The organism is Galbibacter sp. (assembly GCF_048266365.1).
In the GTDB taxonomy this organism is placed as follows: Bacteria; Bacteroidota; Bacteroidia; order Flavobacteriales; family Flavobacteriaceae; genus Galbibacter.
On record NZ_JBLWZP010000010.1, the window covers coordinates 1 to 21,563 of the forward strand.

The 21,563-nt window shown below is 38.6% G+C and carries 16 protein-coding genes, 1 other RNA gene and 1 pseudogene; 5 read left to right on the forward strand and 13 right to left on the reverse strand.

Features of this window, described 5'->3' with window-relative positions; translation table 11 throughout:
• Nucleotides 1-167: 167 nt before the first annotated feature.
• The 8 genes from ACN0TV_RS13385 to ACN0TV_RS13420 all read right to left on the reverse strand — a co-directional run bounded on the left by ACN0TV_RS13385 (nt 168) and on the right by ACN0TV_RS13420 (nt 11,218).
• The gene (locus ACN0TV_RS13385) at nt 168-1,652 is read right to left on the reverse strand and encodes a hypothetical protein (protein WP_417363432.1); all 1,485 of its coding nucleotides are present in this window, start codon (nt 1,650-1,652) and stop codon (nt 168-170) included.
• Nucleotides 1,653-2,038: 386 nt separating this feature from the next.
• Nucleotides 2,039-2,629: a transposase gene (locus tag ACN0TV_RS13390; RefSeq protein WP_417363536.1), complete on the reverse strand. Its 591-nt coding sequence runs from the start codon at nt 2,627-2,629 to the stop codon at nt 2,039-2,041.
• Nucleotides 2,571-2,759, reverse strand: coding sequence for a hypothetical protein (locus tag ACN0TV_RS13395; RefSeq protein WP_417363538.1), 189 nt, complete (start codon nt 2,757-2,759; stop codon nt 2,571-2,573). The genes ACN0TV_RS13390 and ACN0TV_RS13395 overlap by 59 nt, the downstream gene beginning before the upstream one ends.
• A 114-nt stretch (nt 2,760-2,873) precedes the next feature.
• A complete protein-coding gene (locus tag ACN0TV_RS13400) occupies nt 2,874-3,125 on the reverse strand; it encodes a hypothetical protein (RefSeq protein WP_417363433.1) in 252 nt (83 codons plus the stop codon).
• Nucleotides 3,126-4,070: 945 nt separating this feature from the next.
• Complete coding sequence (locus ACN0TV_RS13405) at nt 4,071-5,978, reverse strand: OmpA family protein (RefSeq protein WP_417363434.1); 1,908 nt, start codon at nt 5,976-5,978, stop codon at nt 4,071-4,073.
• A gap of 11 nt (nt 5,979-5,989) precedes the next feature.
• Nucleotides 5,990-6,907 carry a type IX secretion system membrane protein PorP/SprF gene (locus tag ACN0TV_RS13410; protein ID WP_417363435.1) on the reverse strand — a complete coding sequence of 306 codons (918 nt, stop codon included), beginning with the start codon at nt 6,905-6,907 and terminating at the stop codon, nt 5,990-5,992.
• Between the two features lie 6 nt (nt 6,908-6,913).
• The gene (locus ACN0TV_RS13415; protein ID WP_417363436.1) at nt 6,914-10,243 is read right to left on the reverse strand and encodes a gliding motility-associated C-terminal domain-containing protein; all 3,330 of its coding nucleotides are present in this window, start codon (nt 10,241-10,243) and stop codon (nt 6,914-6,916) included.
• 522 nt (nt 10,244-10,765) lie between these two features.
• Nucleotides 10,766-11,218 (reverse strand): MBOAT family O-acyltransferase, encoded by a 453-nt coding sequence (locus ACN0TV_RS13420; RefSeq protein ID WP_417363437.1) that lies wholly within the window; start codon nt 11,216-11,218, stop codon nt 10,766-10,768.
• A gap of 531 nt (nt 11,219-11,749) precedes the next feature.
• Between ACN0TV_RS13420 and ACN0TV_RS13425 the strand changes: the two genes are divergently transcribed.
• The 3 genes from ACN0TV_RS13425 to ACN0TV_RS13435 are packed head-to-tail and all read left to right on the forward strand — an operon-like array spanning nt 11,750 to nt 15,272.
• Nucleotides 11,750-12,238 (forward strand): SixA phosphatase family protein, encoded by a 489-nt coding sequence (locus ACN0TV_RS13425; RefSeq protein WP_417363438.1) that lies wholly within the window; start codon nt 11,750-11,752, stop codon nt 12,236-12,238.
• Complete coding sequence (ppk1, locus tag ACN0TV_RS13430) at nt 12,239-14,347, forward strand: polyphosphate kinase 1 (protein ID WP_417363439.1); 2,109 nt, start codon at nt 12,239-12,241, stop codon at nt 14,345-14,347.
• A 7-nt stretch (nt 14,348-14,354) separates the two neighbouring features.
• Complete coding sequence (locus tag ACN0TV_RS13435; protein ID WP_417363440.1) at nt 14,355-15,272, forward strand: Ppx/GppA phosphatase family protein; 918 nt, start codon at nt 14,355-14,357, stop codon at nt 15,270-15,272.
• 15 nt (nt 15,273-15,287) lie between these two features.
• On the opposite strand, the gene ACN0TV_RS13440 is transcribed toward ACN0TV_RS13435, so the two are convergent.
• Both ACN0TV_RS13440 and dnaX read right to left on the reverse strand, forming a co-directional pair.
• The gene (locus ACN0TV_RS13440; protein ID WP_417363441.1) at nt 15,288-15,869 is read right to left on the reverse strand and encodes a tRNA-(ms[2]io[6]A)-hydroxylase; all 582 of its coding nucleotides are present in this window, start codon (nt 15,867-15,869) and stop codon (nt 15,288-15,290) included.
• Between the two features lie 48 nt (nt 15,870-15,917).
• A pseudogene (gene dnaX, locus ACN0TV_RS13445) lies at nt 15,918-17,635 on the reverse strand (DNA polymerase III subunit gamma/tau).
• A 96-nt stretch (nt 17,636-17,731) separates the two neighbouring features.
• Here dnaX and rnpB point away from each other — a divergent pair.
• Nucleotides 17,732-18,030: RNase P RNA component class A (gene rnpB / locus ACN0TV_RS13450), an RNA gene on the forward strand.
• Here the strand turns inward: rnpB and ACN0TV_RS13455 are convergent.
• Genes ACN0TV_RS13455 through ACN0TV_RS13465 form a run of 3 tightly spaced genes read right to left on the reverse strand, consistent with a single transcriptional unit; the run spans nt 18,030 to nt 20,021 of the window.
• Complete coding sequence (locus ACN0TV_RS13455; protein ID WP_417363442.1) at nt 18,030-18,566, reverse strand: RsmD family RNA methyltransferase; 537 nt, start codon at nt 18,564-18,566, stop codon at nt 18,030-18,032. The two genes, rnpB and ACN0TV_RS13455, sit on opposite strands and share 1 nt — an antisense overlap.
• Entirely contained in the window at nt 18,566-19,396 is an 831-nt protein-coding gene (locus tag ACN0TV_RS13460) for a DUF3822 family protein (RefSeq protein ID WP_417363443.1), read from the reverse strand. The genes ACN0TV_RS13455 and ACN0TV_RS13460 overlap by 1 nt, the downstream gene beginning before the upstream one ends.
• Complete coding sequence (locus ACN0TV_RS13465; protein ID WP_417363444.1) at nt 19,377-20,021, reverse strand: hypothetical protein; 645 nt, start codon at nt 20,019-20,021, stop codon at nt 19,377-19,379. The genes ACN0TV_RS13460 and ACN0TV_RS13465 overlap by 20 nt, the downstream gene beginning before the upstream one ends.
• Nucleotides 20,022-20,131: 110 nt before the next feature.
• On the opposite strand from ACN0TV_RS13465, the gene ACN0TV_RS13470 reads away from it, so the two are divergent.
• Nucleotides 20,132-21,559 carry an ATP-dependent DNA helicase gene (locus tag ACN0TV_RS13470; RefSeq protein WP_417363445.1) on the forward strand — a complete coding sequence of 476 codons (1,428 nt, stop codon included), beginning with the start codon at nt 20,132-20,134 and terminating at the stop codon, nt 21,557-21,559.
• The last annotated feature ends 4 nt before the right edge of the window (nt 21,560-21,563 follow it).

Consider the following 21,563-nt stretch of genomic DNA (forward strand, 5'->3'; position numbering starts at 1 on the left):
ATACCGCATCCAACGGTGATAACCTGCTCGAAATCAATTGCTCCCATGATACATCTGTTTTTTATACTAAAGTTAAGCAAAAAACTCATGGGTGTTTGCGTGCGCTAAATCATGGGTATTTCATAAAATATAACTTTTGATTTAACAAATATGTTCAACAACAAGTTTTAATCACATTTGACACTTGTATTGTTATTTACGATTTCTTGATAATTATTGTATTTTGTATCCAAGCCATTTGCTAATCTGTTCTCAAAATCATATTTTTCTAATCCTTCCCATCCATACCACATGTAATATTCTAAAAGGTATTTATTTCCATCTAAAGACCGAATCGCTTCAGCTATGGGTTTTACATAATTTTCTGCCATATAAGTATGTTGTGCATCAGTTACAGGATCTCCATTATAATTTGGATTATCAACAATCCCTTTGTAATATTGATATAATTGTAATAATCTAGGTCTATCATTGGGATCTACTCCACTTTTTCTACGGCTAACATATCTAAATAATTCCGCATGTATTCCTTCATGTAATATAGATGCTGCTAACTCTAACGTGGGTTCATACGCGTTTTTGAAAATAATTTTAATAGTTCCATCTTTATCAACTTCCCTTCCATTTGTACAAGCTGTATCTTCACCTCCACAAGCCCCAACAGTAGTAATAATCAAATTATATTTAGGGTCATCAATAAACTTGCCAATTGTTGTTTTAAATAAATCTCCATTTTGTTTTTTAAGTTTTTGATATGCACAATTTGCCTTACCTTTTAAATTGTTAATAATTTGATCCTCAAAATCCACATCACCTCCATCTTTAGTAACTAATAGCCCCTCTAAAGCAAAAGCTATAGATTGAGGACTATTTCCGTTTTTTGTCAAATAGGAAGATGCCCTCTCTAGAATATTATTACTATTTTTAAATGCCCAATTGAATACTTTGTAATCAAGTGATAAAGCCATTCCGACGTTTATTGCCAATTTGGAGTCTAAAACAGAAAATACTGAGAAATTTTTTGAAATTAAATACGTGTTTATATTGTTTTTAATATTCGCGTTGGAATTGTAGTAACTCCTTTGGTCACTACTCAATTCTCCACTAGTAAAATTTTTTAAATCCCAAAGGTAAGCATCCACATTTGGTGCAGTAACGACCCCATCATTGTAACCACCACCACCACCGCCACTGCTATCGCCACCACCTCCTGTATTGGGATCATCTCCTTGAGTCGAACAATCAAGACCTGACTCATAAATAACCACACATTGACAATTTGGACCAGGAGTATGCCACGCTCCTCCACATCCACTATTAAGTGTTCCATTACACCTAGTACTGTATAGTGAGATACAAGTACTTCGAGCCATTATTGAGTCGTCAGTGTTTTCCAGCGTGATTCTCGTAATTTCTGGTTCTGCATCAATACTAAAACTTTCATGTTCTGAATAAAACTCCAGAGGCGAATTAAGTGTATATTTCACGATATAAGCTTCTACGTTTTTAACGCTGTCAATCTTTAAAATAAGATTTTCGAAGTAGTTTTCATTGAACTCACTTCTTTTTATAAACATGGTATAGGTAATATTCTTACCATAATTTATTTTTTTAATCGAAGTTGTATCAATTGTGAAATTTGAATGCTTCAAAGCAGTCGTTTGTTTATTTCTAGCAGAGGAGACTTTACCGAAAGCATTCTTAAAATTCTGATCACTACTTAGATCCGAAAATGAAATCTGATTGAAAACAAAAGCATTATTTGTTTTATCCTTATGAGGTTGACTTATTTCAGGGACGATCGGATCTACTTCACAGCTAATCAACGCAAAAAGCGATATTATTATAAAGGGGTTAATAGTAAAGAAATTTCTTTATCTAGCAGTGGTTATTTTCATTAGTATTAGATTTGGTTAGGGATAATGCACTTCCAAAATCCGAAGATTTATCGTATTAAATGTAATATAAATATTCATAAATAAAAACTTTAATCATGATAATCGGGAATGATGATGAGATTAGTATTCATTTTTTAAAATTAATTTAACCCTTTAGACTTAGTATATAACAAAAGATGTAAAGAGATGATATTGAATCTATTATATTCTGGTAATAGTACTCTAGATAAATAATCCAGTCCATATTTACTTACACTCACGGCTCTGCGTCCATGTCTCTTAATTTGGATTGGCCTTATTTGTCTGTCGATATAATCTCCAATAAGATAACACCACACGAAGGCAATCATCACTAGGAGTACCAGCTTCTCTAGGCGATCCAGTGCGACCACATGGGTGTCTTCTATATTGAATCCACTAGATTTTATCCCCTGAAACAAACACTCCACCTGCCAACGTATCCTATAATATGCCAGAGCTTCATCTGGTTTGTTATAGGAGATTAGAATTAGGTATTCCAGCTTCCCTTCGCTAACACTTTTGGTTCCAGAGAGATAGTATAACCGTCCATTTACTTTCACGATATGCTCATAATTTCTCATTTGCCCAACCTTTAGGTTGTTAAACAAGTGCCATGCTGGTACCTGTTTTTGCCTTCTGGGTAAATACACTTTAAAATTGTTCTGTATCCTGATATGATATCGGATTCCTTTGCGATTCAAGAAATCCATCCACTGCGCACCCACAAACTCTTATATCAGCTAGAAGACTATCAATATGTTCGAGGCCAAACCAGGCTATAAAGTTATCCATGAGCGCAATGCGCTCAGCTGTGTTAGAGTTTCCCCGTTTATCTAACATATACGGAATAGTAATGGGAAGGCAACGTTCTTATAGGCGATGCCTAGCATCAGTATATTGATGTTACTTTCTCCAAGCTTCCAATTCGTTCTATCCATCACTAGAATATCCAATCTAATATGGTCCTTTAAAAGGTATTAAGGTGAAAATGCCAATGGAATGGGTTTCCATTGGCATTTTAGGACTGGCCATAAAGCGTTGAATGCGCTTGTAATTACTATCTCCAGTGGCATCAGTATCAAATCCAAAGGAAAGCTTGGAAAAGTTTACCGAGCGAACTTTGCATAGCGCCGTGATAATGTGGCAAATGAGTCGGATTCTCGCTAAGTTTATAAAACCGTCGAAATGGGTTTTAAAAACGATCAATATTTCCGTATTTTTGTCGATTAGACTGGCATTTTTTTTAAAGGAATTACTGAGTAGTTTTTAAATTTTGTCGCGTACTAGATTCTTTAGAATAAAAATAGTACCTCCAAATATTTGAAATTACTAGTCAAGCTAATCTGAGCAAGAAATCAAAATTATTGCTAAGAGAAAATGGAGATCTGATTTAATATTGGGTTTTGCCGTTTTTGTCATAATTTAAGTTTATTTAGCCATCCTCTCTTTTTACTAAAATTTTAATAACAGTTAACCTAGGGATGGATCAGGCGGGGAATTTTCTATATTCCATCTGCTTCTCACCGGCATTAATAGAATGGCAACAACCTTAATTCACCTAGTAATAAAGAAATGTAGTAGTGAGCGGCTTTTTCAATAGGCTTGTCCGAGTTTTTAAATCCTTTGATGCTTTCAATTTTAAATAATGTTTTATACCTGACCAATTGGTACAGGTTTCAGATGTAATATACTGAAGATGAGTAATTGTCTTACATCTCCTGATTTCTATGCGGCCGTGAGCTACCTCCTTTGTTAGATGTTCTACCAAACCTGAATTCTTCATCAATGTCTTGATATAGTTGTTCTAGAATTTCTTTTACTGCTAAAGTATAATCGGCTCCTTAAGCGGTAATAGCCATGAGACAAATCCAAAATAAGTATTCCAGAAATCAATTTTCCCATTAGCATCATCTTCAATTTTATTCCAAGATTCCGTCCCTCAAGTGACCGACCGTAGGATACTGATAAAGAAGATGGAATTTAAATTGTTAAGCTGTCTATGCGTGCGTTCAAAAGTCAGCCATTTAACGGAACATTATGCCAACAAAGAGCATCGTTTTTTAATGCGTTTGCCAAGACCAGTTCTGGACCAATACAGAATGTTATTTTAATACCATAGCCTTGTGTGATACCTTTGTCGGGTCAACTCCATTACTCTATTTTTATTACCGTAAAATCAGTTCTTCTATTCATTTGATGTTCTGGCTCTTCACATTGGACACCATCGGAGCAACCGTTTGTGAGTCGATGTTCTCCATAACCATCATGAGCAAGAACTCTTTCTTTGTTCAAACCATTGTTTATTAGATATTCATAGGTGGAATTTGCGCGATCTATAGATAAACGATCGTTGTAACTCTTGCTGCCCCTTGAATCTGTATGTGAGGCTACCTTAATTGTCATATTAGGGTATTGGTTGGTTAGGAGATCAATTATTTTATCTAGCTCCTTGGCCGCGTCTGGTCGGATGTTGTATTTGTCAAAATCGAAGTATATGGTATTCAGGTCAGCCAATACTTTTAAGTCCATTATTGGTTCGAGTTCAATATCGACAATGAGTTCGGTTTGATGACTCGGAACATTCAAAGAGTTGAACAGGGTGACTTTTTCCTGATACTTAGGATGTGTGGCTGCTATACTATAATGCTGCCCCCTTTCGATACTGTGTTGGTAATAGCCGTTTTGATCCGTGGTAAGCGTCGCGATGGGCGTTCCGTCTTGCTCGTTTAAAATCAACTTCACATCTGCTATTGGATTACCATTGATAGCGTCGGTGACTACGCCTTTGAGCAGTAGTGGCAGGATGGTTTCAAACTCATAGATATCATCATTACCAATATTGTCTTTTCGATTGGAAGCGATATAGCCACTTAAGCCATCTTCAGCCATAAAAAATGAGAAATCATCTCTACTACTGTTGATCGGACTTTTTAAATTAGCTACTTCAACTATAGTGCCTTCGTTGTTTTTTAAGGTTCCGAAGATATCCAATAACCCTTGTCCGGGGTGACCATCAGAGGAAAAGAATAGATTACCCTCTGCGTTGACAAAAGGAAAGAGTTCCTCTCCTTCGGTATTGATTATTGGGCCCAGGTTTAAGACTTCTCCATAGCTGCCATCTTGATGTACACTTACTTTGTACAGATCACTTTTGCCATAGCCTCCAGGCATATCACTTGCAAAATACAAGGTCTTACCATCAGGACTTAGGGCTGGATGTGACACAGAATAGTTGTCGTTGTTAAAAGGAAGGTCTTTGATGTTGATCCATTGTCCATCCACATATTCTACTCTGTAAATCTGAAGGTGGTTGACTCCTTCTTTGTCTTTGGTTTTGGTCTTTTGGTAATAGTTGTTACGAGAGAAGTACATGGTCTTACCATCACGACTTATAGTCATAGGACCTTCGTGATATCTTGAGTTGATCTCACCCGCAACTGGAGTGGGTATGCTATCACCGGTAGATAGGTTGATGGTAAACATGTCTAAAAAGGGTTGTTCATTCCAGGAATACATTTTTTGAGAAACACCTTCTTGTACTTTCGAGGAAACAAAATATACCAAATCCCCATGCCTTATAGCACCAAAATCACTGTAAGGCGTATTAAAGGGGCTCTCCTTTAAACGAAAAATTGGTTGGTTGGGTAGGTAGGTGGATTGGTCCTTTTTTAAGGCGCGAACCAATTTGGCATCACCACCTTGTTTTTTATAGTGTTTGGCCCATTTTTCTGAGCCTTCATAATCGCCTAAATAACGCAGTGCTACGGCATAGTTGTAGTAGACTTCAATGGGAACATCATCCTTTTCGATAATGATTTTGTAGTGCTCTACGGCCTTCTCCGGATCGCGAAGCATGAGGTAGCAATCTGCGAGTCTACGATGGGCATACTGTGGATTGTATTGGGCCGCTATGAGGTCCTTATAAATATCGGCTGCCTTTACAAAGGCGAACTTTGTAAATAAGATGTCAGCCCTTTCTTGTTTGCCATGTTGGGCGTGTAGACCGCTTAAGGCGCTTATATATACGAGTATGACAAGGAATAATCTATTAACTTTCATCTGGACAGGTATTAGAAATAACGAGGGGATTTGTATTTGGAATTTTTAAAGCGCAACTCAAACATTAGCAGTACTTCATGGGTACCGGAGTTATATGGACGAATGTCTGAATTGGGTTGTTCGTAGGTGTATCCAATCTTAAGTTGTGGACTGATCTGGAAATCTATCAAAAATGCATAGGAATCGTCAAAGCGATATGCTGCACCCAACCACATGCGTTCATAGAACAGGAAGTTTCCGGTGACATCATAGGAGATCGGACTACCTTTGGTAGTCTTGATCAAAAATGCAGGTTTGAATTTTATACTTGAACTTAGGGTGAATACATAACCTCCAGTAAAATAATAACTCACGCGTTCGGCGGCTTTATAGTCTTTTTCTCTGTTGAGGTCATTGGTGAAAAGTCTGGGTATGGATGCCCCTACATACCACCTATCAGAATGCCAATAAATTCCCGCCCCTAAATTTGGAGTCCAATGATTAGAAAAATCATTAAAATAGGGGTCGTTAATAACATCCGGGTCGTTCAGTAGAACTTCATCTAATGCGTATTGCGTAAAGCCTGCCTTTAATCCAAAAGCAAGTTGTGTATTGATTCCTGTATGAACTGTATATGAAAAATCTCCGTATAAATAGTTGAAACGTTCATAGCCTAGTTGATCCCGAATAAAGGAAAAGCCCAATCCAATTTTATCGTTTCTAAGTGGGGTATTCATCGAGAGGGTCAATGTTTTTGGACCTCCATCAAAGCCGTTCCACTGACTTCGGTGAAGGGCAACTAGACTCAATGCATCTCGACTTCCTGCATAGGCAGGATTAATGGAAATCGTATTGTACATGTATTGGGTGAATTGTGGGAGTTGTTGGGCGTTTGAGCCCAAGGTCCACAATACTAAAATTAGTAGTGATACTTTGTTTATTGTTCTCATGCTTAATTATTTGGAGGTGGTTCCTACATAGACGTATCCCTTTATAGGATCATATCCGCTATCCACCACAGTGAGTATATAGTAATAGGTTCCAGCAGGCATATATTGACTGTTGCCACGGTTGCTGAAGGCATTCCAATTGTTTTGATAATCCATGGATTCGTAAATCTTAGCACCCCAGCGATTGAATACCTGAAGCTCCAGCTTAAAACCACAATCTGCGAGTCCGCTTACGATGAAGTACTCATTGTAGGGATCTCCATTTGGTGTGATTGCTTTTGAAATTGATATACTTTGAGAGGAATCACAAGGAAGCACCACACAGTCATCGTGCACAGTAATAGTTACAATGGTTTGCGGAATACAGGCATCATCCAGGGTGTAATGGGCCGTATAGACGCCTAAATCTGCCGTAGTAGGGTCAAAGAAAGAGCCGTTTAGATAGTTGTCCTCTGTGGATAGTGTCCACTGTCCGCCAGAATTACTTGAAGTAGGTAACAAAGTACTTAAATCATAAACGGCGTCTCTTTGACATAGCATAATTTGAACAAGGTCTTGTTCTATATTGTGTTGACTGACCTTGACAATTTGCCTAAAGGTCGCTTGGTTTTTACAAGGGTCAGTAACCTGCCAAATGCGCTGGATCTCGTAGTCGGTTTGGTTATTGACATAGGTTGAAGTTTCTTCAAAATTTATCTTTAATTCTGTGCTGCACTGATCTTCGAATTCTAATTCTGGAGCATCAGGGATGTTGGCGCAGGTAATTGTTATCTCTTCCTGGAAGGTCTCAAGTGAGGCCGCAGCAAGTGTTGGAGCTTCATTGTCATGGACAAGTTTGATCGTCTGAGTGTGTATAACGAAGTTTCCGGCGCAATCTGAAGCAGTCCAAAGACGTGTAATAACTTGTGTACAGCCTTCAGTAGCTATAGATTCTTCAAACGCTACAACCGCATTCTCATCACATTCATCTACAGCAGTTAGTACAGTCGCTTTTGGAATCGAGGTACAATTTAGGGTTTGATCCTCCGGCAGTACTTCAACAAACGATGGTGCTTGAGTATCCTTAACGATGATGATTTGCTCGTGAAGAATATTATTTGCATTACCATCCATAGCTGTCCAATGTCTGGTGATAGTTAGAGTACATTCCGTATCTGATTGCGTTTCAGTAAAGGTGACCGGGATATCGGTTTCACATCCATTTGATGCAGTTAAAATAGCTGGATCAGGAATACTATCTCCACACTCCACAACAAGATCTATTGGCAGTTCATTGAATTTTAATTCATTGTTTGGTGTAATGTTGACTACTTGTGTAAATTCAGCAGTGTTATTACATGGATCTGAGACCTTCCATAGGCGTGTAATTTGAAAGCTTCCATTTTGGCTTATCGCACTACTATTTTCGCTGTAAACAATATGGATGTCGTCACTACAGTCATCTTCAAATTCTAAAGCAGGAGCAGCTGGAATCTCACCACAGCTTACATTAATGTTTTGCTGGTATCCTTCACTGGAAGCTATGAGTGATGGTGGTTGCTGATCTTGGATTTGCTTGATGTACTGGGTATGAGTTGTGAGGTTACCGGCACAGTCTGTAGCGGTCCAGGTGCGCTCTAGGGTAGAAGAACATCCATCGGTAGTTGTTTTTTCTTCGAATGTAACATGAGCATCATCATCGCAGTTATCTACTGCAGTGAGTACAACAGCTTGTGGTGCTTCTTGTCCACAAGCAACGGTGAGGTCTGTTGGAAGTGTTTCTACAAAACTAGGAGCCTGTTTATCTTCTAGGGTGATAGTTTGCGAATGAGTCGTGCTATTTCCTGCGCAATCTGTTGCTGTCCATATGCGTTCTATGGTGGAGGAACATCCATCGGTTGTTGATGTTTCTTCAAAGACTACATTGACAGTTTCATCGCAGTTATCCAGTGCCGTGAGAACTGCTGCTTCAGGGATTTGTCCACAAGCAGCGGTGAGGTCTGTTGGAAGTGTTTCTACAAAACTAGGAGCCTGTTTATCTTCTAGGGTAATAGTTTGCGAGTGAGTTGTGCTATTTCCTGCGCAGTCTGTAGCGGTCCATATGCGTTCTATGGTGGAGGAACATCCATCGGTTGTTGATGTTTCTTCAAAGCGAACATCCACTGTGTCGTCACAATTATCCAGAGCAGTAATCACGGCTGCCTCGGGGATGTTGTTACAGCTGACAGTAATGTTCTCAGGAGCACTACTAAGAACAGGAGCAGTAGTATCTTCTATTGAAAATGTAGCTGTAGTTTCTACACTTTCACATCCATTAGATACGGTGAAGGTTACGGTGATATTCCTGGAATTTTCACAACTGTTATCCCAAAGGTCTTCGGAATAGTTATTGGTCCATTGAACATCACAAGTACTCGTTGCACTAGCATTACCATGGCTGGTTAACCACTGTTGAAAAGCAGTTTCTGGATTAGCCTCACATGAGACAAGCATGGGTTGTGCTTGGGTGGCAATTTCAAGATTGTTTTTTTGTGGTACCGTAAAGGTAGACTCACATGATTTCTCTACACCACATTGGTCTACTGCAGTATAGGTCACCGTAATACTGCCGCCACATGGGCTAGGTATGAGATCATGTGTAATACTTTCTGTTATGGGAGCAGTTCCACCGCTATAGTTGAATCCGGTCAACCATGTTGTAAAGGCTGCATCGATATCTTCTTGAGTTAAACAGGTGTCTACCTCTAAGGCATCGGGGTGGTAAACGGAAAAATAAGGACTTTGGCTAATTAATATTGTCTGAGAAACTATACAATCATTGCTATCCTTTACACGTATAGAATAAGTAGCTTTTGGAAGTCCATTAAATGTTGGCGTCCCACTGTAGTTTGCTCCATTGTCTATAGAGTAGAGATATGGAGGAGTCCCGCCAGTTGCGGTTATTGAAATGCTTCCTTCACTTGCTCCATAACAGCTGTTGTTGGTTTTTTCTACACTAATTTCAAAATTGTCAGGAGCCTCTACAAGATGCGTTTTCTTATAGACCGAAACGCCGTCATGAAATACCTCAACGGTGTACGCTCCAGGCATTAGGGAGTTTTGTTCCCATGCTCCGGGGACAAGAATACTTGAGGTGGAGCTACTCCACTGAATTGCGGTAGTGCCTGATGTTGCTGAGGCTACAACTGAGATGCTTCCGTCATTTGACGAAATGCCTTCTGTGGTACAGCTTATTGGAGTAACACCTACTGTTACCGTACATTCAGGCGCTGGATTTGAAATTGTAATGCTATCTTCCAGGGGGCTTGAAAATCCCATGAAAACGCTAAAAAACAGGTATAAATTAATTAGTTTCATGCTACTGACAGTTTTTTCTGTAAGTAGTTAATCACGATAAATATTTAGGGCATTTATCTTGAATTTAGCATAAGAGGTAGTAAAAATAATCTGCAAAGCACCTGAGTGCTTTACAGATTATCGGTGATGTAGGGTTGGTTAATCGATACCAAAATTAAGTAGGAGTGCAAGCTTGAAATGCAAATTAATGATGAATGGTTTCTTATTTTCGTTGACTTGTAAAACTCTTGGATTTAACAGGACATACGGAATGATTTCTACGATGAACAGCATTGTCTATTCGGTCATTTACCCTGTTGTGGTTGTAGTTTTACCGGAAATTCTTGGGTTTATTGGGATAAAACAGGAAAGAAAGAGTGATAACAGATTGTCGTATAGCGATAAAAATATTTAATCGCCGGGTCCGATGATTCTCCTTTAAAAGAAGCTATTGTGTACTCATCCTTTTGCCAAATTAGATGTGATATGAATCCCTATCAGTGGATAGGATGCCTTTTAGAAACCATCAAAAAAACACCGTTTTTAAACCCCTGCGAGCAAAAAACTAGTGATGTAGATTGTTAGTATCAAACAAATGCTAATGATACTCAAGTTGATAAAAGCCCGAATAACCCAAACTTGTTCAGTGAAATTATGTTTAATGAATTTGGTTATCAATACAGCCAGTCCCATAAACAAAAACCAAATCGAAAAGAAGATTGATACTTTTCCACGAAAGATTGTTGTAACCAAATCGTGAACCAGGCCACAGAAAATAAAAGTAAACAACAGCGCAATGGTGTTAGAGAAAATTTTCTTTAGAGGTTTGAAGATATACTTTCCTAGGTAATATCCGAAAATTGGATTCCAATACTTCCAAAATGTGGAAAAGTTTTTAGCACCCAATGAACGGTATAGGTTGTTTCTTAACGAATTGGGACTTCCAATAGATACACCGTTTCTTTTTTTGATATAGTCCTTCAAAGACATATTCATTTTTTGAGCTCTAGTATATTACTCTTGTAACAAATATAACTTTATGTCTACAGAATATTGATAGCTGTTTCATAAAACATTTTAAATTATGATAATTGTCGGTTCAAAATGCCATTACGAGATAAAATAGTACCCGGCCTCCACAAGGACTATAAAAACTACTTTAATGACTTCATATAGGCTTCTATAGCGTTTAACCAAGGTAGTTAAAACCTCCATAATACTGGAATTTTAGCCTGTGGTTGGATGTTTTGGTGTTTAATTCAATAGAAGTAGCTGCTACTATAACGCATTTAAAAAAGCTAGTGTACTTGAAAAATATCAATTAAACAGTAGGCTAAATACTTAAATTTAACGATATTTATTGATCGTTTCGGGCATTACTCCCTTTAACTTTTTTGACTAAATTTTGAATTATGAGGCTGTAATAGGAAGCTGTTAGAGTAGCTTAACGTTATATTCAAAATGGTACAGGTCTATGATTTAGGTCGTTGTTCCCTTAGGTATTAATTACAAATTGTATGCAGTATAATGAAGGAAATTATTTTAGTGAGACATGCAAAATCATCATGGGATGTTATATGTCCAACGGAGAAAGAACGGCCTTTGACCCAAAAAGGGATTAAAGAGGCAGAGAAGATGTCCAAGTATTTAAGTCAAAAAATAAAGGTGCCGGAATTGATCTACAGCAGTTCAGCCAATCGTGCATTAGAAACTGCTATGATTTTCATGCGAGGTTTAAATGTTGATCCTAAGGTTGTTAGGGTGTCTGAGGAGCTTTACTGCTTCCCTGCTGAACCGATTATAGAATTTATCAGAAACTTAGATGAAGATTATGATCGTGTTATGATTTTTGGTCATAACAGCGGTTTTACAACAATTTCTAATACCTTTGGGGATCGGAACATCGGTGGTGTTCCTACCTCCGGAGTAGTTCAAATTATATTCGATGTGTCCAGTTGGAAACAAATAGATCAAGGTCAAACAGAAATCGTCGCATTTCCAAAGCTATTATATTAAATGAGTCAAGAGAATAATAAGTACATAAATAGAGAAATAAGTTGGTTGCATTTTAATGCGAGAGTCTTGCAAGAGGCCGCAGACTCTTCGGTTCCACTCATTGAACGACTCCGGTTCCTAGGTATATTCTCTAACAATCTTGATGAATTCTTTAAAGTGAGGTACGCTACAGTAAAAAGAATTGCCTTATCAGGTAAGACCGGGAAAAGTGTATTGGGAGGAGCAAAGGCTAAAGACCTCATGGAAGAAATCACTCAGATCGTGATTAACCAACAAACTGAGAGTTTAAAAATTTTGAGCGACATTGAAAAGGAGCTCGAAAATCAAAATATTTTTATCATCAATGAAGATGAAGTTACTGATCATCAAAGTGAGTTTATCAAAAGTTACTTTTACGAAAAGGTAAGCCCTTCACTGGTGACAATTCTGCTTAACGACCTGGATGAGATTCCAAACCTTAAGGACAGTGCAGGTTATCTTGCGGTGAAATTGATTATGAAGCATAAAGGTAAGGTGTCTAAGGATTCACCAAGGGTGGTGCGTTATGCGCTTGTGGAGATTCCTAAGACTATTGATCGTTTCGTGGTTATGCCAAATCAAGGTGATCGGCAATATGTGATCATATTGGATGATTTGATTCGCTACTGTATGGACAGTATATTCAACATATTCGAATATGAGTCCTTGTCGGCTCATATGATTAAAATCACCAGAGATGCTGAGTTGGATATCGACAGTGATTTGAGTATGAGTTTTATAGAAAAAATCTCTACCAGTGTTAAGAATAGAAAAATTAGTGAACCGGTTCGCTTTGTGTACGACAAGGAGATCGAACCTGATACATTAAAGTTTTTAAAAGAAAAAATGCGTGTTGATGACACCGATAGTGTTATTCCTGGAGGTCGTTACCACAACCGTAGGGATTATATGAGTTTCCCTAGTCTGGGAAGAAATGACTTGATGTATGCCAAGTTTCCACCATTGCCGGTTCATGGGTTGAGTCATCAAGGGAGTTTGCTAAAAGCAATTTCAAAAAAAGATTATTTGCAGTATGCGCCTTACCATACCTTTTCAAATGTGGTGCGTTTTTTAAGAGAAGCCGCTATTGATCCTCAGGTAAAGAGTATTAAAATTACCGTGTATCGTCTGGCTGAAAACTCTCAAGTAGCAAGTGCTTTGGCCAACGCAGCTAAAAATGGTAAGGATGTTACCGTACAAATTGAATTACAGGCCCGTTTTGACGAGCAGGCGAATATTGATTATGCGGAACAGCTTCAGTCCGAAGGGGTGAAGATGATTTTTGGTGTTCAAGGTCTAAAGGTTCACAGTAAAATTTGTGTGATCGAGCGTATTGACGAAGTGGGTAAACTCAGTCGTTATGGTTTTATTAGTACTGGAAACTTTAATGAGTCTACCGCTAAAATTTATACGGACTATACGCTGTTTACTGCGGACCAAGCAATCCTAAAAGAACTCAACAAAGTATTTGACTTTTTTGAGACCAATTATAAAATCAAAAAATACAAACACCTGATAGTGTCTCCCCATTATACCAGAAGAGCCTTCATCAAGTTAATAGATCAGGAGATTGCAAATGTCAAGGCCGGTAAACCTGCATACATCAAAATTAAGATGAATAGTTTTACGAGCTACGATATGGTAGATAAGCTGTATGAGGCGAGTAGGAATGGTGTGGAAGTCCAATTAATTATCAGAGGGATCTGTTGTTTGATTCCCGGGGTAGAAGGGATGAGTGAGAACATTGAAGCCATCAGTATTGTGGATCGCTTTTTGGAGCACCCAAGGCTGTTCATCTTTGCTAACGGTGGTGATCCAAAGATGTATATCTCTTCTGCAGATTGGATGACAAGGAACTTAGATTTTAGAGTGGAGGTGGGTTGTCCGATCTACGATGCCGATATCAAGAAAGAACTTATGGATACTTTCGATATTTGCTGGAAGGATAATGTGAAAGCTAGAGTTTTTAGTGATAAACAGGATAACGCTTATAGGGAATCAAATGAAGAAAAGGTCCGATCGCAATTTGCAACCTACGATTATTATGTAAAGAAGAAAGAGGTCTATGATAAGACCTTGACTATAAAATAAGGAGTTGATGTTGAAAATACGAAAGTTCGCCGCCATCGATATTGGTTCTAACGCGGTAAGATTACTGATTAATAATGTGATCGAGTATCCTGATATTCCTACACAGTTCAAGAAAAGTTCCTTGGTGCGCGTTCCGGTACGATTGGGTGAGGATTCATTTACAGTCGGGGAAATCTCAAACCTAAACGCGAGTAGAATCATAGATACCATGAAGTCTTTCAAACTATTGATGCGTGTTCACGGTGTTGAACAGTATATGGCCTGTGCGACTTCTGCAATGCGTGAGGCAAACAATGGCAATGAACTTGTTTCTATTATCAAACAAAAAGCTGGTATCGATGTTGAAATCATCGATGGTAAAAAAGAAGCTGCCATTATAGCATCCACAGACCTCTATAGTCTGATAGATAGAGAAAAAACATATCTCTATGTGGATGTGGGTGGTGGAAGCACGGAGTTTACCATATTTGATCACGGTAAAATCGTAGAGTCTAAATCTTTTAAGGTGGGGACTGTACGTCTGCTCAATGAAATGACTGGTAAACAAACCTGGTCGGAGATTCAAAAGTGGATCACCAAGGCCTCTAAGAAGTATAAGAAAATTGATATCATCGGTTCTGGGGGAAACATCAATAAACTTTTCAAGATGTCAGCAAGTAAGCCTGGAGAGCCGTTGTCTTATGTGTATCTGAATTCACAGTACCAATTTCTACAGGAGCTCACTTACGATCAACGCATTTCAGAACTGGGCTTAAATCCGGATAGGGCAGACGTTATCATTCCAGCGGCTCAGATTTACTTGAACGCCTTCAAATGGAGTGGTGCTAAAAAGTTACATGTTCCAAAAATAGGATTGTCCGATGGTATCATCAAATTGCTTTACTATCAGCAAAAGAATAAAACCCTCAGCCATCTGGAGCATTAAAAAAAAACTATGTTTTTAACCGTGAATGGTTTCTTGTTTTCCGAGATCCTTCATGATTTGTCCTTCAAATTCCAGAAGGTCTTGCCATTTTTTATTCACGATATCAACATCCTGATATTTGCGTGCAAATCCTAAGAACATGGTGTAGTGATTCGCTTCGCTAACCATCAAGTTTCTATAAAACTCTCTGAGCTCAGCTTCTTTTAATTCTTGAGAAAGCAGACGGAAACGTTCACAGCTTCTCGCTTCAATAAGCGCAGCATAAAGCAGTCGGTTGACTAAAAACTCTGTTCTGCTACCGCCTTTGGGGAAGAAGGTCATCAGTTTGTTGACGTATTCATCTTTGCGATCACGACCAAGAACCCATCCTCTGGCAACGATTTTATCATGAACCATTTTGAAGTGACTGATTTCTTCTTTGACTAGTGCCGTCATTTCTTGAACTAGTTCGGTGTGTTCCGGAAATTGAACAATGAATGAAATGGCTGTACTTGCAGCCTTTTGTTCGCAAAATGCGTGATCCGTTAAAATCTCTTCGAGATTCTTTTCGACAATATTTACCCAACGAGGATCAGTAGGAAGTTTTAAACCCAACATAAGCAATGATTTTAAACAAATATAGGGCTTCGCTAAGGATCCTGAAAATTAAAGGTCCAAATCGAATTCTTTTCGAAGCTGGTCTATTAGCGGATTGAGTTCCTGAAGCTTGGTATATTTTTCTTGGGCCGTGAAATGGTATTTTTTAGAAATGGCTTCGTTGACCTTAATATGAAGTTCCAATTGATAATTATTTAGGGCCTTTTTGAGATACTCCATCAGAGGATACTGATCGCTTTCCACTTCCTTTTTAAGGGTGTCATTGGAGAGTTCTATCTCAATGACGTGGTCCTCTTTTTTATAGGGCTCAGCCGATCCTAATGCCGAACCGAGAATCTTACGTCCTTCTTTGTCGATCACTGCTACATAGTCCAACCAGTGCTTCTTAAGTTCATCCTCAGTAAAGGATTCACTAGGAAGTTGATCTGGATCTGTATGCTGCTGTTGTTTTTTGGCTTGTTCTAGTTCTCTTTTCTTACGTATCCCGGATAGGGATAAGGCAGAAACACTATTCACAGCTGCAGGGTTTATCTTTGGTTTCGCAGCTGGCTTAGTACTAGGTACTGCCTGAGCTGTACTTTGTTCTTTGGCTTGGGCGGCTTCAACAGGCTTTTCCGCCGTCTTGACAGGAGCACTTTGCTGTCTGCTAACAATTGTAGATCCAGCGGAACGCGCCGGTTTTATAAATTGTTTAGCTTTTTTTTTTCTCCATCGTAATTGATGGAGGCTAATTGCATCAAGCAAAGTTCGACCAATAGGCGCTGGTTTTTACTACCGCGATATTGAATATCACAGGTGTTGGTCTTGTCTATACCTTCAATTAAAAATGCTCTGGAGGCTTTTTTGCTTTGCACTAAGTATTTTTGTTTAGCCTGCTCACCGACTTCAAGTAATTTAATGGTTACCTCATTCTGGCACACCAATAGATCTCGGAAGTGTGAGGCTAATCCGTTGATGAAATGCTGACCATCAAATCCTAGGGATAGGATATGGTTGAAGGAGATCAGTAGATCTGGTATGTTACCGTCTAAAATAAAATCAGTAGCCTCGAAATAAGTTTGGTAATCTAAGACGTTAAGGTTTTCAGTAACGGCTTGCCTGGTAAGGTGTTTTCCGGAAAAACTCACAACACGATCAAAGATGGATAGGGCGTCTCGCATGGCTCCATCGGCCTTTTGAGCAATGATGTGCAGTGCATCATCTTCCGCCTCTATGCCTTGTTGTTCTGCAATATATTTTAGGTATTCCTTGGCATCGGTTACCGTTATTCTCTTGAAGTCAAAAATCTGACAGCGGGAGAGAATGGTAGGAATTATTTTGTGCTTTTCGGTGGTAGCCAGTATGAAAATGGCGTGTTTTGGGGGCTCTTCTAAGGTTTTTAAAAATGCATTAAAGGCCGCTGAAGATAGCATGTGCACCTCATCAATGATGTACACTTTATAACTTCCTATTTGTGGAGGTATGCGTACCTGATCAATTAGATTTCTAATGTCATCTACTGAGTTGTTTGAAGCGGCATCAAGTTCAAAGATGTTAAATGCAAAATCTTCATCTTCACTTTGTGCGCTTTTCTCATTGATCTTTTTTGCTAGTATACGTGCACAAGTTGTCTTACCCACACCACGGGGTCCACAAAACAGCAATGCTTGTGCCAAGTGATTGTTTTCAATGGCATTTAGTAAAGTGTTTGTGATGGCCTGTTGACCTACGACATCTTTGAAGGTTTTCGGTCTGTATTTTCTAGCAGATACTACGAAGTGTTCCATTGAGACAAATGTAAAGAAATTGCTTGTTTAAACCTTTCTTTTGTCTCATATTTTACATTTTGTTATCAACAAAAGGAGTTAAAACACTACTTTTGCGCAGCAGGTCACCTTATCGCCATATTTATATGGAGGAAAGTCCGGACACCATAGCGTAGCATAGCGGCTAACAGCCGTCGGCCGAAAGGTTAGGACAAGTGCAACAGAAAGCAAGTACAGGTAATGCTGTAGTGAAACCAGGTAAACTCTATGCGGTGCAACGTCATGTAAACTAATGTTTGAGGGTTACGCGCCCGATATTAGAGGGTAGGCGGCTAGAGTCTTGTAGCAATACAAGATCGAGATAAATGATAAGGGCCCTTAGGGGAACAGAATCCGGCTTATGGCCTGCTTATTTTTAAAATTCAAAGAAACTGAATATGCTTCCACCGTATCTTCGTTTCTCAACAAAACCGTCAAGATCACTGAGCTCGGTGTGTTTTGAATGCTCGATAATTAAGTTGCCATCTTCCAATAGCAAATCTCTTTCTTTGACGATTTTCGGAATTTTCGCAAAGGCTTCTTTTGTAAAATCATATGGGGGGTCTGCAAAAATGATATCTGCCTTTATAAGAGTCTTTTCTAAATAGGTAAAAGCATCACTTTTAACCGGGGTAATTGGGAAAGATAACTCCTCTTTGATTTTGGTGATGTATTTGACGCATCCGTAATTTGCATCCACAGCTGTGACGTGCTGTACACCTCTACTGGCAAATTCAAAACTGATGTTGCCAGTTCCTGCAAAGAGATCCATGATCTGTAATTGATCAAAATAGAAATTATTGTTCAGGATATTAAACAAAGCTTCCTTGGCAAAATCAGTAGTTGGACGTACTGGTAGTTTTGCGGGTGCAATAAGTCGTTTTCCTTTGTATTTTCCAGAGATAATGCGCATTAAAAGCTATTTAGTATAATCATGGATTTTAAACGGTCCTCGGTGTTGAGATGTTTTTCAAAGTTTTTGATGGCGGGCAGGTCATTACCGATGTGTACGTTTTGTATGTATTGATAGGCGATCTTGTAAAGGTCGCTTTCTTGGTCAATTTGCCCTAATAGGTACACGGGAACTGTTTCAGGGTTTAAATTCAATTGCTCAATGGTGAACAAAAGATAATATATGAAATCTTCCTTTTGTTGGTAGTTAAAAGTATTGTAGAACTGAAGCTGCTTTTGACGCGTTACTACGATCTCAAAATGTGTTTTACTGATATAGGCATACAATGTAGGCTTATCTCCTTTTTTGGCTTGGTTAACCAGGGTTTCTATCAAAATGCTGGAGGCATGTTTGTATTCGAAATCCCCAAATTTATCAAAGAGATAGTTGTTGACATTGGTAAATGGGACGTAAACATTATAGATCTCATGTTGGGGGAGTGCATCAAAACTCAAGAAATCGTTCTCGAGTATTTTGACATTGTATTTTAAGTAGTCCGAAAGATTGCTTTCATTGAATAGTGGTTTTGGAACTACTGCTGACAACTCATTTTCATGAATTGCAACAACCTTATCGAAAGTGGTGTCCTGGTTGTCATCTTTGTCAAACCAATTGTCCAAATGGCGGATAAGGTCTTCGGGTATGGTTGTGTCCACCAATTCAATATTGTCCAGTGATTGGATTTCTTTGGTAGAACGATCTAGAATACAAAAAGAAAGTCCACTCAAACCAAGTTGAATGGACAGTTCTTTATGAGTGTTATGTAAAGTATTACTTTTTCTCTGTGTCATAATAAGGAGGCCAGTTAGCACTTGTGCTTACTTTAGAAAGACTACCTACTATAATTTCAGGCCCGTTTACCTCTTCTACTGAAATCTGTGCCTTTTCATTTGCAAGAAGGTCAGCTGGTTGATCGTATAAAATAACAGATTTATCAGCTTTCACTTCAAATACAGGAGCTGTAAATCCACTAGCGTCAATTGTTGAGGCATCCATTTCGAATTTCTCGTTGTTTTGACCAAATGGTATAGTTGCAAGATTTTTATAAGAATCATTTCCAAATAAAGAATCTTTAATAGAAACGAATCCTAAGGTGTCAATAATTCTAACCTCTCTCATCATGTCGATACGATATACTTTGTCGTATTCCATGAAAGAGGAGTCTCTTTGCTGCGTAATAGTAAATTGTGCAGTGTCGATGAATCGAATCAAGCTTGGAAAATCTTTAGCGAATTTTCCAGTTACTCTTCTGTAGGCAACTTGGGCATCTCGGATATCCTTTAATTTATTAATTACTTGAGTATATCTTTCTTTTTTAACTCTGTCAAACTTAATAGGCTCCATTACTGAATTATAAATCTGATAGGCAAAAAAGATGCTTATAAGCCAAAGAGCAATTGTAATTACTGTCTTCATTTTCGATATTTGTATTAAAGAGGTTTTAGGCAAATCTACAATTTTTTTTTATTCACCAAAGCCAAGAGCTAAAAAAACATCAGTAATTTTGTAGATCAATAAGAATATAAATGAATCCAGGAACATTTCTCAAAGTATTACTAGAACAATTTCCACACCGTCCAACAACGACTCAGGAGGCTGTCTTGGGGCAGTTGGCGGATTTTATTTTTTCCAAAGAAAATAATGAGGTTTTTATGTTAAAAGGTTTTGCTGGTACTGGTAAAACAACCATCATAGGAACCTTGGTGAATCATTTGTGGCAAACGACTCGAAAATCTGTGCTTTTGGCTCCAACAGGCCGTGCAGCAAAGGTTATTAGCAATTATTCGGGGCGAGGGGCACATACCATTCACCGTCATATCTATTTTCCCAAACGGGATAAATCTGGTGGAGTAAAATTTGTGCTGGCTCCCAATAAACATAAGAACACCATTTTTATAGTTGATGAGGCTTCGATGATTCCAGATACTGCTACGGATTCTAAAATTTTTGATAATGGTTCACTGCTAGATGATCTTTTGATGTATGTTTATTCTGGTCATAAGTGTAAACTCATACTCATAGGAGATGCGGCTCAGTTGCCTCCGGTGAATTTAACCCTGAGCCCTGCTCTTAATGAAAATACGCTTTCATTGAATTATAATAAGGAGGTGAAAACCATGGAACTCGATGAGGTGGTGCGACAACAGCTTGATTCCGGAATTTTGTTTAACGCAACGAATCTAAGAGAACAGTTGGCGGCCGAATTCGTTGATGAGTTTCGTTTTGAGGTTCGCAATTTTCAGGATATTGTGCGCCTTGTAGATGGTTATGAAATCCAAGACGCGATCAATCAGGCCTACTCAGAAGTTGGAAAGGAAGAAACCGCTATTATAGTGCGTTCTAACAAACGCGCAAACTTATACAATCAGCAAATCAGAGGTCGAATACTGTTTTTGGAGAATGAATTGGCTGCCGGGGATTATTTGATGGTCGTTAAAAACAACTATTTCTGGTTGGAAACTTCTTCAGATGCTGGTTTTATCGCCAATGGGGATATAATCGAGGTGCTGGAGATTTTTGCAATTAAGGAGCTGTATGGGTTTAGATTCGCAGAGGTTAAGGTTCAGATGGTCGATTATCCTAAAATGAAACCATTTGAGACCGTTTTAATGTTAGACACCCTGGAGATCAACAATCCTTCACTGCCATACGAAGACTCTAATAGGCTCTATCAGCAGGTGTTGTTAGATTACCAGGAAGAGACTTCCAAATACAAGAAATTTCTAAGCGTAAAGAATAATAAATATTTTAATGCCCTGCAGGTGAAGTTTTCTTATGCTGTAACCTGTCATAAAAGCCAGGGAGGGCAGTGGAATACGGTATTTGTGGAACAGCCCTATCTTCCCAACGGAGTCGATAGGGAGTATCTGCGGTGGTTGTATACAGCGGTTACTAGAGCTAAGGAAAAATTGTATCTTATCGGCTTTAAAGATGATTTTTTTGTCGGAAATTAAGGAA